This is a genomic window from Nonomuraea glycinis (assembly GCF_014646515.1).
Lineage (GTDB): Bacteria > Actinomycetota > Actinomycetes > Streptosporangiales > Streptosporangiaceae > Nonomuraea > Nonomuraea glycinis.
Genome location: NZ_BMNK01000001.1, coordinates 834,085 through 846,405 on the forward strand (window position 1 = coordinate 834,085; position 12,321 = coordinate 846,405).

Annotated in this window: 14 protein-coding genes; 8 read left to right on the top strand and 6 right to left on the bottom strand. The window is 69.6% G+C overall.

Features of this window, described 5'->3' with window-relative positions; genetic code table 11:
* Window position 1: 1 nt before the first annotated feature.
* The 3 genes from IEY87_RS03825 (at window position 2) to IEY87_RS03835 (ending at window position 3,189) form a co-directional block, all read left to right on the top strand.
* Complete coding sequence (locus tag IEY87_RS03825) at window positions 2-871, top strand: hypothetical protein (RefSeq protein ID WP_189137033.1); 870 nt, start codon at window positions 2-4, stop codon at window positions 869-871.
* A 710-nt stretch (window positions 872-1,581) separates the two neighbouring features.
* Window positions 1,582-2,406, top strand: a complete 825-nt coding sequence (locus tag IEY87_RS03830) for a CPBP family intramembrane glutamic endopeptidase (protein WP_225276778.1) — start codon at window positions 1,582-1,584, stop codon at window positions 2,404-2,406.
* 30 nt (window positions 2,407-2,436) lie between these two features.
* Entirely contained in the window at window positions 2,437-3,189 is a 753-nt protein-coding gene (locus IEY87_RS03835; protein ID WP_189137035.1) for a MerR family transcriptional regulator, read from the top strand.
* A 198-nt stretch (window positions 3,190-3,387) separates the two neighbouring features.
* Here IEY87_RS03835 and IEY87_RS03840 read toward each other — a convergent pair whose 3' ends face one another.
* The 3 genes from IEY87_RS03840 to IEY87_RS03850 are packed head-to-tail and all read right to left on the bottom strand — an operon-like array spanning window position 3,388 to window position 6,112.
* On the bottom strand, window positions 3,388-4,371 hold the full coding sequence (locus IEY87_RS03840) for a pirin family protein (protein WP_225276777.1): 984 nt from the start codon (window positions 4,369-4,371) through the stop codon (window positions 3,388-3,390).
* On the bottom strand, window positions 4,368-5,045 hold the full coding sequence (locus tag IEY87_RS03845; protein ID WP_189137036.1) for an NADPH-dependent F420 reductase: 678 nt from the start codon (window positions 5,043-5,045) through the stop codon (window positions 4,368-4,370). The genes IEY87_RS03840 and IEY87_RS03845 overlap by 4 nt, the downstream gene beginning before the upstream one ends.
* The gene (locus tag IEY87_RS03850; protein ID WP_189137037.1) at window positions 5,042-6,112 is read right to left on the bottom strand and encodes an LLM class flavin-dependent oxidoreductase; all 1,071 of its coding nucleotides are present in this window, start codon (window positions 6,110-6,112) and stop codon (window positions 5,042-5,044) included. The genes IEY87_RS03845 and IEY87_RS03850 overlap by 4 nt, the downstream gene beginning before the upstream one ends.
* 117 nt (window positions 6,113-6,229) lie before the next feature.
* Here IEY87_RS03850 and IEY87_RS03855 point away from each other — a divergent pair, with 117 nt between their 5' ends.
* The 3 genes from IEY87_RS03855 to IEY87_RS03865 all read left to right on the top strand — a co-directional run bounded on the left by IEY87_RS03855 (window position 6,230) and on the right by IEY87_RS03865 (window position 8,406).
* Window positions 6,230-6,679 (top strand): MarR family winged helix-turn-helix transcriptional regulator, encoded by a 450-nt coding sequence (locus IEY87_RS03855; RefSeq protein WP_225276776.1) that lies wholly within the window; start codon window positions 6,230-6,232, stop codon window positions 6,677-6,679.
* A gap of 84 nt (window positions 6,680-6,763) precedes the next feature.
* Window positions 6,764-7,096: a GNAT family N-acetyltransferase gene (locus IEY87_RS03860; RefSeq protein ID WP_189137039.1), complete on the top strand. Its 333-nt coding sequence runs from the start codon at window positions 6,764-6,766 to the stop codon at window positions 7,094-7,096.
* Window positions 7,097-7,170: 74 nt separating this feature from the next.
* The gene (locus IEY87_RS03865) at window positions 7,171-8,406 is read left to right on the top strand and encodes a low temperature requirement protein A (protein ID WP_225276775.1); all 1,236 of its coding nucleotides are present in this window, start codon (window positions 7,171-7,173) and stop codon (window positions 8,404-8,406) included.
* Here the strand turns inward: IEY87_RS03865 and IEY87_RS03870 are convergent.
* The 3 genes from IEY87_RS03870 to IEY87_RS03880 all read right to left on the bottom strand — a co-directional run bounded on the left by IEY87_RS03870 (window position 8,381) and on the right by IEY87_RS03880 (window position 10,228).
* On the bottom strand, window positions 8,381-8,530 hold the full coding sequence (locus tag IEY87_RS03870; protein WP_189137040.1) for a hypothetical protein: 150 nt from the start codon (window positions 8,528-8,530) through the stop codon (window positions 8,381-8,383). The genes IEY87_RS03865 and IEY87_RS03870 overlap by 26 nt on opposite strands.
* Before the next feature lie 46 nt (window positions 8,531-8,576).
* The gene (locus IEY87_RS03875) at window positions 8,577-9,575 is read right to left on the bottom strand and encodes a CPBP family intramembrane glutamic endopeptidase (protein WP_189137041.1); all 999 of its coding nucleotides are present in this window, start codon (window positions 9,573-9,575) and stop codon (window positions 8,577-8,579) included.
* A gap of 95 nt (window positions 9,576-9,670) precedes the next feature.
* The gene (locus IEY87_RS03880) at window positions 9,671-10,228 is read right to left on the bottom strand and encodes a small multidrug efflux protein (protein WP_189137042.1); all 558 of its coding nucleotides are present in this window, start codon (window positions 10,226-10,228) and stop codon (window positions 9,671-9,673) included.
* A 156-nt stretch (window positions 10,229-10,384) separates the two neighbouring features.
* On the opposite strand from IEY87_RS03880, the gene IEY87_RS03885 reads away from it, so the two are divergent.
* Window positions 10,385-11,617 carry a sensor histidine kinase gene (locus tag IEY87_RS03885; protein ID WP_189137043.1) on the top strand — a complete coding sequence of 411 codons (1,233 nt, stop codon included), beginning with the start codon at window positions 10,385-10,387 and terminating at the stop codon, window positions 11,615-11,617.
* The gene (locus tag IEY87_RS03890; protein WP_189137044.1) at window positions 11,614-12,216 is read left to right on the top strand and encodes a response regulator transcription factor; all 603 of its coding nucleotides are present in this window, start codon (window positions 11,614-11,616) and stop codon (window positions 12,214-12,216) included. Before IEY87_RS03885 ends, IEY87_RS03890 begins: the two co-directional genes overlap by 4 nt.
* The last annotated feature ends 105 nt before the right edge of the window (window positions 12,217-12,321 follow it).

Sequence of the window (12,321 nt, forward strand, 5' to 3'; positions counted from 1 at the left end):
CATGAGGAACGCGAAGAGGGTTGCCGCCCTTACCGCGGCGGTGGCGACCGCCACCGCACCCCTGCTGGCCCTCGCATCCCCGGCGATGGCCGAGCAGTCCGCCAAGCCAACCCAGACCGTCCAGAACCTGCCGCTGGAGTGGCTCTCGCTCGACGCGCTCAGCGGGACCAAGCTGCTGCAGCGCGGCAAAGACCTGCTGAGCAAGGGCTATGTCCCCACGGCGCTGAACGTGACCAACGCGGCCAGCCCGCAGTACACGTCCCTGTGGACCAAGGACGCCACCCGCAAGGTCAACGTACTGCAGGGCCTGTCGGCCACGGACCTGCCCAAGCGCATCAAGGAGCAGCTGGCGGCCGGCTACCAGCCCAAGCTGATCAGCGGCACCGGCTCGGGCTCGGGCGCGGTCTTCGGGGCGGTCTTCGAGAAGACCACGCAGCTGGCCAAGTCCCAGCTGAGCATGTCCAAGGAAACCTTCGCGAAGGTCAACGCCGAGTTCACCGCCGCCGGCTACAGCATCGCGTCGCTGGACGTGTACGGCACGGTGGAGAGGCCCCTGTACGCGGCCGTCTGGGTGGCCGGCGGCGCCACCGGAGTTGTGCAGGTGACCCTCGGCCAGACCGTGCAGGAGCGCGGCCAGGAGCTGCTGGCGAAGACCAAGCAGGGTCTGCGTCCGGTCCTCATGGCCGTCGAGCCCGGCAAGCTGTACACCACCGTGTGGAGCAAGGGCAGCGCGACCGGCCTGAAGGAGTACCTGAGCCTGTCCAAGGTCACCTACACGCTCAAGTCCTCCCAGCTGAAGACGCTGGGGTATCGGCCGCAGATCCTGAGCGCCGAGGACGGCGTGATCGCGTCGATCTGGAGCAAGAGCTAGCAACCGGTGATCTGCCGGGTGAGGGCGGCGCCTTCGACCGGCCGGAAGATCACCCGATGACGTCGCGGCCCGCGGTTCCGGCCTGAGTCCGACGCAGCAAGAGTGTGCTGGTCGCGCTTGCCGATCCCCGCGAGTTCCGGCCGCGATCTCGTACGTCCGCTCCCCAGTGCTACGGGAACCCCGAAAGCCCTCTCTTCGAACACGAAATCCTCCACCGGCGCATGACCATGTGCGTGACCCATCACGGAGAGGCAGGGTCAGGCGACCGACAGCATTGGGGAGCTCTCGACTTCCGCACCCGCAAGGCCTTCGACGGCCTGTACATCATCGCCCGTATCAGGGCCGCCCTCCCTTGCACAACCCGAGCCAGATGATCGACATGACCTCCCGGATCCACCGCCGAAGGACCGGCACAGGGCTGATCAATGGGTACTACAGAGCCGCCTGATCACCCGGCAAACGCCCAGCTCAGCAGTAGTATCCGCGTTTCGGCACCGTACACGCTTGAGTGTGCCCCCAGGGCATGGCGTTCGCTAGTGCGTGCAACGACCATCTCGACCCAGGAGGACCGCCCGATGTCCGTGCCAAAACCCGGCCAGAAACCGGCCACGGCAGCGCGCCCGAGCTCATCGCACCGATCCGACGACCCGGCATCCGGACGTCGCGCGCCGGGTGTCGACGGCTCCCGGCCGTTCGGTGCCCACGTCCGCATGAGCTGGTGGAAGCCGCTGGTCGTCCTCGTCGTGCCGCCGGTCGTGATGGTGCTCCTGCAGATCCTGCTGTACCAGGTCGTGGGCGTCATCGAGGGCAGCGACGACCCGATGTCCGCCACCTTCACCCCGCTGAAGCTCCTGGCCGTCAACCTGAGCGTGGGCATCTCGGGCGTGGTGGCGATCCTGCTGCTGGCACGGCTGGCGAAGGTGCCGTGGCGCGGTCTGATCAGCTCGCCACGGGCGTTCGACGGTCGACGCCTGGCGCAGTACCTGCTCGGCGCGGCCCTGCTGGTGGGCGCCGGCATCGGCGTGGTGGCGCTGGTCGCCCCCGAGTCCCCAGGCTGGGTCGCGTTCGGTGTCTCCGGGACGACGATCCTCATGCTGGTGATCACCGTGCTGAGCACCCCGCTCCAGTCCGTCGGCGAGGAGCTGATGTTCCGCAGCGCCGTGCTGCCCGCCGCCGCGTCCTGGGTGCGCGCGGTTCGCCCGGCCCTCGCCGTCGGTCTGGTGGTCTCCAGCCTGGCCTTCGCGGTCGTTCACGGCTCCAGCGATCCCTGGCTGTTCGGCTACTACACCTTCATCGGCGCTGCCACGGGACTGATGGCGATCATCAGCCGCGGCATCGAGGCGCCGGCCGCGTTCCACATCGCCAACAACGTCCTGTTCTCGAGCGTCAATACGCTGATGGCAGACGGCGAGGCATACACCATCGACCGGTCCACCGACACCGGTGACGGGGCCCTCCTGATCCTCGCCGCCGTTAACATCGCCATGGTCGTCCTCGTCTGGGTGCGCGAGCGACGTACGCGGATCACGACCTAGAGCCGGCACCGGACGACGAGGGGAGGACCCATGACCTGGAGCACACGCGAGATCGCCGACCTGGCGGGCACCACGGTGAAGACGGTGCGCTACTACCACCAGGTCGGGCTGCTCGACGAGCCCGACCGCGAGCCCAACGGCTACAAGCGCTACGAGGTGCACCACCTGACGCGGCTCCTGCAGATCAAGCGCCTGACCGGGCTCGGTGTGCCGCTCGCGCAGGTGGCCGAGCTGGGCACGAGCGGCGAAGGGCGGGCCTCCGTCTTCCGGACCGTCGACGCCGAGCTCGAGGCGACGGTCCGGCGGCTGGAGAGCATTCGGCGAGAGCTGGCCATCCTGGCGCAGCCGGGTGCGTCGCCGGAGGTGCCGACCAGCTTCAGCGGCCTCGTCCAGGACCTGCGCGACAACGACCGCGCCCTGTTGACGATCTACGCCCAGCTTTTCTCGGACGAGTCGATGGAGGTGCTGCGCCGGACGCTCAAGGCACACCCGAACGACGAACTCGACGAGGCGTTCCGCGACCTGCCCGAAGACGCCGACGATGCCACCCGGCAGGCCCTCGCCGAGCAGCTCGCGCCCTTCATCGTCCCGGGCGCCACCGCACACGGCGTGACGCTGGAGCCGCGGGCCTCCACGCCAGGCCAGGCCGAGGCGGCGCGGCGCGCCGCAGGTCACGCCCTCAGGGCGCTCTACAACTCCGCGCAGGTCGACGTGCTCCGTCGAGCGCACCTGCTCCACGAAGCGGGCGACGACGGTGCCGACACCGGCGACGAAGCCCCGTGACCCGAGGCCGCCGGTTCAGGGCAGGGTGATCGCGAGCGCCGTGCGCGCGTCGGCGAGGCCGGTCGGTTCGGGGTGGCGGCGGGTCCTACTCGGGTTGACGTCACTGGACCTATGACGTCACTGGACCTAACCGAACCGGAGGACAGGACGACCCGCGCCCCACGCGGGCCGTCGCGACACGACTTGGTGCGATGCTCCTCATGCCCGATCGGTGCGGCCCGGCGGGTTGCGCCGTGGCTTGATGATCACGTCCGGCACCGGCGGCGCGGGAAGGCGGTGCCCGTGGTAGCCCTCGACGCTTCCGAAGCGGTCCGAAGCGGCCTCCCAGTCCTGGCGGGCTCGCAGGATCTCCTCGTGGTCGCGGACGACGAAGTTCCACCACATGACGATCTCCTCCTCGAACGGCGGGCCACCGAGCAGGATGGTGCGTGCCGGGCCGTCCGAGCGGTTCGTCACCGTCAGGATGTCGATGCCCGGCGTCACGTAGCCGAGCTCCCCCGCGGGGACCGCGGTACCGTCCAGGCGTACGTCACCGGCATCGACGAGCAGGCCGTGCTCGAATCCGGGGTCGACGGACAGCGTGACCGTGGCGCGCGGCTCGAGGTCGAGCTGCGCACCCAGCAAGGGTGTGAACGTCCGCACCGGCGAGGTCTCGCCTGCCACTGAGCCGAGGAAGACCCGCAGCTCGGCCCCGTCGATCCGCACGGGCTCCGGCACGTGGTGCTGGAAGTCACGCCCGGCTTCCCGGTCCGCGTCGGGCAGGGCCACCCACAACTGGACGCCGTGGAGGACCGTGGTGTCCGCAGTGGAGACCTCGGAGTGGGCGATGCCGTGGCCGCCGGTCATGAGATTGAGCTCTCCTGGACGGATGAGCGAGTGGGTGCCGAGGCTGTCGCGGTGCTCGATAGTGCCGCTGAAGAGCCAGCTCACCGTCTGCAGCCCCGTGTGCGGATGCGGCGGTAGGTCCATGCCGGCCGCCGGCACCTCGACCGGTCCGTAGTGGTCGGCGAAGCACCAGGCGCCGATCAGGGTCCGAGCCCGCTGGGGAATCGTGCGCCGCACCCGCAAGGCCCGCGGTCCGCCCAGGGGCACGTCGCGGGCCGCGAGCACCTCGACCCCGGTGGTGCTTCCGACCTGTGTCCTGGACCGCATCACTTCCGAGGCCGCTTCCGGATTGCTCACTTGGACCACTCCACGATCGTGTCGGGCACGGCTGCCTGGGTCAGAAGCCGGAGCTCGGCCGCCTGGACGTTGGCGCCGAAGGCGGCGGTGCCCGGCTCGAGTCGGACACCCTCGGCGAGAGGTCCGATAGGCACGGGGTCGAAGCCCAGGTCGTCGACGAGCGCCGCGACCTCGGTGACGGCTGCCTCGCTGTCACCGGCGACCGCGATCGCCTTGCGGCCCGGTGCCCCGGCGGGCCGGCCCTCGTCCTCCAGGTCGTGGTACCCCATGTGGTTGAAGGCCTTGACGACGCGTGCCCCGTCGAGGAAATGCTGCACCTCTTCGCTGGAGGAGACGCCGGGCTCGAGGAACCGCTCGCGGGGCCCGTCGACCTCCCACCAGTGGTTCATGGTGTCGATGACGAGCTTGTGGCGCAGCTCGTCGGTCGGGAGAGCGCGATACTTGCTGAGCGGGAGGGCGAGAATCACGACGTCGGCGTCCCGTACGGCTTCGACGGCCCAGACGGCGGTGGCGCCGGGCGTCAGGACGTCGATGGTGAGGGCGATCTTCGCGGGGTCCCCCGACCCCGCGACGAGTACGCGATACCCGGCGGCGAGAGCGAGGCGGGCCAGGACCGTGCCTACCTTGCCGGCCCCGAGGACGCCGATGGTGCGTACGGCCGTGCGCACCGTCATCGGGCCACCGCCGGCGTGCTGGGCTCCTCGGCGAGCAGCTCGCGCACCATCGGGATCACCTTGGTGCCGTACAGTTCGACGGCGCGCAGACGGTCGCCGGCCGAGACGGAGCCGGCAGCGGAGTAGATCAGGTCGAAGCGCCCGACGTCGAGCGTGCGGATGGCACGGGCCATCCTGCGCGCGACGGTCTCGGGCGAACCGACGTAGAGGGAGCCGTGCTCGACGTCGGCCTCGAACTCCGCACGTCGCAGAGGGGGCCAGCCGCGCAGGGCGCCGATGCGGTCGCGTATCTCCTTGTAGCCGGGCCAGAACAGTCGCTTGGCCTCCTCGTCGGTCTGGGCGACGAAGCCGGGCGAGTGCATCCCGACCGGGTGGGCGGTGGTCTCCAGCTGTTCCGTGGCGCGCCGGTACAGCTCGACGTACGGGGCGAACCGGTCGGGCGCGCCGCCGATGATCGCGAGCATGAGCCGGAACCCGTACCGCGCGGTACGGATGACGGACTGGGGCGACCCGCCCACACCGACCCAGGTCGTCAGCCGCCCGGACTCCGTCTTGGGGAACACGTCGGCGTCCTTGAGGGCGGCGCGCGTGGTGCCCTCCCACGTGACCGGTCCCTCGTCCAGCAGCTTGTGGAACAGGTCGATCTTCTCCTCGAAGAGGATCTCGTAGTCAGCCAGGTCATACCCGAACAGCGGGAACGACTCGGTGAACGACCCGCGGCCCAGGATCACCTCGGCGCGCCCGTTCGAGAGCGCGTCGACCGTGGCGAAACGCTGGAAGACGCGCACCGGGTCGTCGGAGGACAGGACTGTCACACCCGAGGCGAGGCGGATGCGCTCGGTCCTGGTGGCGATGCCGGCCAGCACCGTCTCGGGAGTGGAGATCGAGTACTCGGGGCGGTGGTGTTCACCGAGAGCGATGGCATCCACGCCGACCTGGTCGGCGAGCACCGCCTCTTCCACGACAGCGCGGATCGCCTGGCCATGGGAGACGACCTTTCCCTGATCGTCGCGAGGTAGGTCGCCGAAGCTGTCGACACCGAACTGGACGGCGGTGCTGTCGGTCATGGGTTCGCTCCTTGTGGGATTCGAGTCTCACCGTGATGGGGGTTGACGTGTCAATCCTGTAACGTGCAGAGTTGACGTGTCAATTCCGGAGGTGCCATGGTTCAGAAGAAGCGCCGCATGATGCCCACGCGTGAGGAGCTGCGCATCTGGCGCAACTACATCGAGACCGCCGAAACCTTGCGCACCCTCCTGGAGGGACGGCTCCAGAGCGAGTCGGCCTTGTCCTCCGCTGACTACCGAGTGCTGCTCGCACTGAGCGAGGCGGATCGCAGGACGTTGCGTTCCTCCGAGCTGGCCCAGCTGATCGGCTGGCAACGCAGCCGCCTGTCACACCACCTGGGGCGGATGGAGAAGCGCGGGCTCGTACGCCGAGCCCCGTGCCCCGACGACGTCCACGGCATCGACGTGCGGCTGACCGACTCCGGAGCGGAGTCGTTCCGGCGCGGCTCGCTGCCGCACCTGCGTGACGTGCGCGAGCTCTTCGTCGACGCGCTCTCCCCGGAACAACTGGCACAGGTCGACGAGTTCACTGAGGCGCTACGCCGCCATCTCGACCCCGAGCCGTAGCGCGTGCGTCACGAGAAGGGAACTCCATGACCACCATGGTGTGAACCCATGTACGTCACTTCCCCCAACGAGAGGATCACAGCAATGAACGATCAGAACCAGCAAGAAGTGACCATCCGCGACAACCCCGACAAGGGCCGCTTCGACGTCCTCGTCGAGGACACCCAGGCCGGGTTCTCCATGTACAAGGACTTCGGCGAGATGCAGCGCATCTTCTACCACACGGTGGTCTTCGATGAATTCGAAGGCCGCGGTCTCGCCGGCACGCTCACTCGCACCGCACTGAGCACGAGCGTCCAAGCCGGATATCGCATCGTGGCGGTCTGCCCCTACGTCAAGAAGTGGCTAACCACGCACCACGACTTCGACGATGCCACCGACCCCGTGGGCCGGGAGCACCTCCGCGCTTTGCGCTGAACCGTGCATGAGCGCGCACCAGAGCCATCCGCCACGACGCCTCTCGCGCTTGCGACAGGAAGGACCCCGCGACGATGCCCGCACCCCCGCCCCCGGCGAGCAGGTTCCGCCTCATCCCGATGGCAGCCCGCGACCCTCACGAACCGGGCCGGTCGGCCAGCATGCTCGAGCTGTTCTTCGACCTCGTCTTCGTCGTCGCAGTGAGCATCGCCTCCATCCAGCTCCACCACGCCCTGACCGAGGGGCACGTGCTCGACGGCCTGGTCACGTACGGTCTGGTGTTCTTCGGGATCTGGTGGGCCTGGATGAACTTCACCTGGTTCGCCACGTCCTTCGACACCGATGACTGGCTCTACCGGGTGCTGACCATCGTCCAGATGGCCGGCGTGCTCGTGCTCGCCGCCGGGATCGAGCCCGCCTTCACCGACGCGGACTACACTCTGCCGATCCTCAGCTACGTGGTCATGCGCCTGGCCATGGTCGCCCAGTGGCTGCGCGCTTCACGCTCTGACGCGTCCATCCGCCGCACCGCCCAGGTCTACGCCGGGGGTATCGCGGCGGTCCAGGTCCTCTGGCTCCTGCAGCTCACGCTGCCCGACGTACTGGGCAGGATCACGCTGGTCCTGCTCATCGTCGTCGAGATCGCGATCCCGGTCATCGCCCAGAGACGCGGCACCACTCCGTGGCACCCGCATCACATCACCGAGCGCTACGGCCTTTTCACGCTCATCCTGCTCGGCGAGAGCCTGCTCGCCTCCTCCAACGCGATCATCGAGGCCGTCCACGACACCGATGCCCTCGGGCCGCTGATCTCGATCGCCGCGCTCACGTTCGTCGTGACCGCCGCCCTGTGGTGGATCTACTTCTGGCCGCCCCACCACCGGTCCATCACCAGCTTCCGTGAATCGCTGCGTTACGGCTACGTCCACTACTTCGTGTTCGCCGCCGCCGGCGCGTTTTCCGCGGGCATCGAGGTCCAGATCGACGTTCTGACCGGGCACAGCGAGCTCAGCGACCTGGCCGCCTCCTTCGCCGTGACCATACCGATCGCGGTCTTCCTGGCAGGCATCTGGTGGATCGCGATCCGAGACCACGCCGACCCGCTCGTCAACGCCGTCGTCCCGCTGGCGGCGGTCCTGGTCTTGGGTGATCCGTTGATCCCCGTCCCCGTCACCCTGACCGCCGTGATCCTCGTGCTCGTGATCGTTGTCCTGGTCCTGCACCCACCCGTGAGCTCACCGACCCCACCACTGCCAGATGCGACAGGCGCGCAGCCTCGCCCGACTATCGGACGGCGATCGCGACGCTGACGGCGGCTGCCGCGCTGGAGGCGGCGATGTCCTGGACGGGCTCGCCGTTGCCAGAGCCCTGCCGGACACCACCCTGGCGCCGCATGACGAAGAAGTAGTTCTCCGGGCCGGCACCGTCCTCCACCTGCCGTGGCCACAGGGCGATACGGCAAGTATCCGCCTCGGGTGATTCAGCGGGCTCCAGCGCCGCCTGTGTGGGCGGTGGGTATGGAGTCCTGGCCAGACGCGCGCATGGGGGTGACTGCCGGCCCGTCGCGGCCGGTGCGGTACCAGACCGCCGCGGTGATGACCGCCAGCAGAACGACCGGGATCAGGTGGACGACGGACCCGACACCGGACGAGCGGTCCGTCGAGGCGCCGAGGTCAGCGTGCAGCACCAGCGCCAGCAGGAGCCCGAAGACATTGTTGGCGGCGTGCAGGACGACTGCGGTCTCGATGCCGCCGGTGCGCCACGTGATGAGCGCGAACGCTACGCCGACAGCCAGGAACTGGAGGTTCAGCCAGACGTCGGTGGACAGGTGGATCGTGGCGAACAGGACGGCGGAGACGATGACGCCCAGGGTGAGAGCGGATCGCGGTCCGCGGCCCCAGCTCCCGGCGACCCGGAAGATCAGCCCCCGGTAGCCGTACTCCTCGCCCGCGCTCTGCAGCGGAACGATGACGATCGTGACCGCGAACATGAACAACAGGTCGGCGACCGCCCAGCTCCCTGCCGGGGATGGCTCCAGGGCGGCGAGAACCGCCATGTAGATCGCCCAGATCGGGGCGAGGAAGAGGATCGCGCGGCCGAGGACCGCGGGTCGGAACGCCCCGACGACGGAGTGGAGCGAACCGCCCTTGACGCCGTACAACCAGCGCTGCAGGAGCATGCTCCAGGGGATCAGCAGCGCGGTGGAGGCGAAGGTGGTGGCCATCGTGACCGGTGTGAACTCCGTACCGCCCGTCACGACGCTGTCCCGCCCGAGCAGGAGGTCGATCTGACCCCCGAGCTGGGCGAAGGCAGCGCCGAAGCCCACCAGGCCGGCGTTCAGCAGCACGATCGCGAGGATGCCGCGGCCGATGCGGCGCTTCTGCCCCGCGAGCACCCGGTGATACGGCGCGCCTTCAGGGACCGATCTGGGCTGACCCCCCGAGCCGCCGGCGGACGAGGTCTCGGACAGGTGGGGCATGGGGTTTCTCCTCGAGAAGGCGTGCGTCAACAGGGTGTGCGCGGGGCAGGAACGTCTGCTGGATCGAGCGATACGGCGCCGAACAGAGCGGGTTCTCAGCCGACGGCGTTCATGACGCCACTCGCGATCAGCGCGGTGAGCGTGGTCCAGGCGATGATCGCGAGTGCCTGCCAGATCAGGATGCGGGTCTTGCCGACGCTGGAGGCGGCGAGCATGGTGGCCGTGAAGTGCGTGGGCAGCAGCAGGGGTCCGAGCAGGCTGACGCCCGGTACGCCGTAGCGCTCGTAGGCGTGCTGGAACTTCGCGCGGCGCGCGGCCCGGCGAGAGCCGCCGGAGCGTTCGGCCGGCGCCGCGGCCAGGGCGGAGTCGCTGCCGGCCGGCATGCCGTCGCGCGCCAGGACCTTTTCGCGGCGGCGGGTCACGACGGCGTCGCGCGCACCGGAGCTGAGCAGCACGAGTACGGTCACGATGAGGAAGTTGCCGGCCATCGCGGCGATCGCGGCGACGACCGGCGGGATGCCGCCGATGATGCCGATCACGACGCTGCCCTCGCCCTCGATGAAGGGGATGGCGCCCGCGGCCGCGACGATGAGCGGCTGGACGACGTCCGGCACCAGCCCGACGAGGTCCTGGAGGGTGTCGATGAAGCTCATGGGGTGCTCCTGTCGGTGTGGGCGCCGGGGTTGTCCCCCCGTCCTGACTCCAGTCCACCGCTCGGGAACGCAGCTCAGAAGTGCCTCGCTGTCACCGCCTTCCGGGACCTTCGCACGCCGCATCCATGACATGTGTCATGCCGGTAGCCTGGGCGAATGAGCAGCCCGCCCGGGGGCGCTGCCGCCGTATCGGCGGCAGCGGAAGCCCGCACCGCGCTACGGCTCACCCGGAGCATCAGCGCGACCTGGTGGTATGTCGCACTGGCGGTCGTGCTCTTCGAGCCGGTCGTCGTCCTGCTCCTGGTGACCGCCCTCGTCGAGGGCGGGTTCGGCAACCTCACGGCCGCGGCCGTCGGCGTCGGCGGGCTGCTGTGGTGGCTCGCGACGCTGCGTCCGCTGCTCGACTACCGGCATCGGACGGTTGACACGCCGCTGGTGAACTGGCGGCGCCACCTCGCGCCGCTCCTGATCGCGGCGGCCTACGGTCTCGCGGCCGGGCTCGTCACCGGCGTCTGGGTGGTGGGCGTACTGCCCGTGATCCAGGTGATCGTGCTGCTGAACTGGCCGCAGGGGGTACGCCTTCGCGTGGTGCTGGCGGCGACCGCCCTGCTCGTCGCGCTGGCAGTGATCGACGTCCGCCTCACCCTTGGACTGAGCGCCGACCCGAACTGGTTCCAGCTGATCGCCCTGTCCGTATTCCTTCCGGCCATGACCGTCTCCTCGCTGTGGTGGTGGGACGTGCTCGTCACCCTCGACCGGGCCCGGGCCTCGGAGGCGAAGCTCGCCGCGACCCAGGAGCGGCTACGGCTGGCGACCGACGTCCACGACCTGCAGGGGCACCACCTCCAGGTCATCGCCCTCCAGCTCGAGCTCGCTGAACGACTCATGCCCCGCGACCCCGAAGCGGGCATGGACCAGCTACGCGCCGCGCGCGCCAGCGTCGACGACGCACGGCAGGGCACCCGCGACCTGGCCACCCGGTTCCGCGCCGTCCCGCTGAGCGACGAGCTCGCCAACGCCGTCGACCTGCTGCGCGCCGCGGGCACGCAAGCCGAAGCCGTCGTCGATCCGGACGCGTCGCTGGCGCCGGCGTCCGCCCTCGGGCCCGTCATCCGGGAGACCACGACGAACGTGCTGCGCCACGGCGGCGGCCGGTGGGTCCGCCTGTCCCTCACCCGCGCGGACCGGTCGTGGCGCTACGAGATCTCCAACGACGTCGCCGGCAGCGCACCGGAGAGCACGGGCGACGGTTCCGGCCTGGAAGGACTCGCGCGACGCGCGGCCGAGGCAGGCGGAGACCTCGAAGCACGGCGCGAGGACGAGACCTTCACCGTGGTCGTCACGGTCCCCGCCGAAGAAGTCCCCGCCGAAGGAAAGGTTGCCGGATGATCCGCGTGCTGCTCGCCGACGACGAGGGCATGATCCGCTCCGCACTGGCCGCGCTGTTGCGCCTGGAACCGGACATCGACGTCGTCGCCGAGTGCGCCGACGGCGCCGAAGCGGTCACCACCGCCGAACGCCTCAAGCCCGACGTCTGCCTGCTCGATCTCGAGATGCCGCACCTGGACGGCGTCCAGGTCACCGAGAAGCTCAACCGCACCCTGGCCACCCGGTGCGTGATCGTCACCCGCCACGCCCGGCCCGGCGTCCTGCGCCGAGCACTGGCCTCCGGAGCCGCCGGGTTCCTGCCCAAGTCCCGCTCCGCCGACGAGGTCGCGGCCGTCATCCGCCGCGTCGCCGCCGGCGGTCGGTACGTCGACCCCGAGATCGCCGCCGACGCGCTGAGCGACGAACGCTCACCACTGACCGACCGCGAGCTCGACGTTCTGCGCGCCGCCCGGCACGGCCAGACCACCGGACAGATCGCCCGCACCCTCTCCCTCGCCCCCGGCACCGTCCGCAACCACATCTCCACTGTGCTGGGCAAGCTCGCCGTCGGCACCCGCCAGCAGGCCGTACTTCTCGCGGAAGAGCGCGGCTGGATCTGATCGGCGCCAGGGGAAGATCGCAGGGCAGAGGGCGAGTTGCCGATGGGCAGCGCGCGGAGCCGGTTTCGGCAGCAGGAGCGCGCCGGCTCCGGCCGTGCCGAGCTT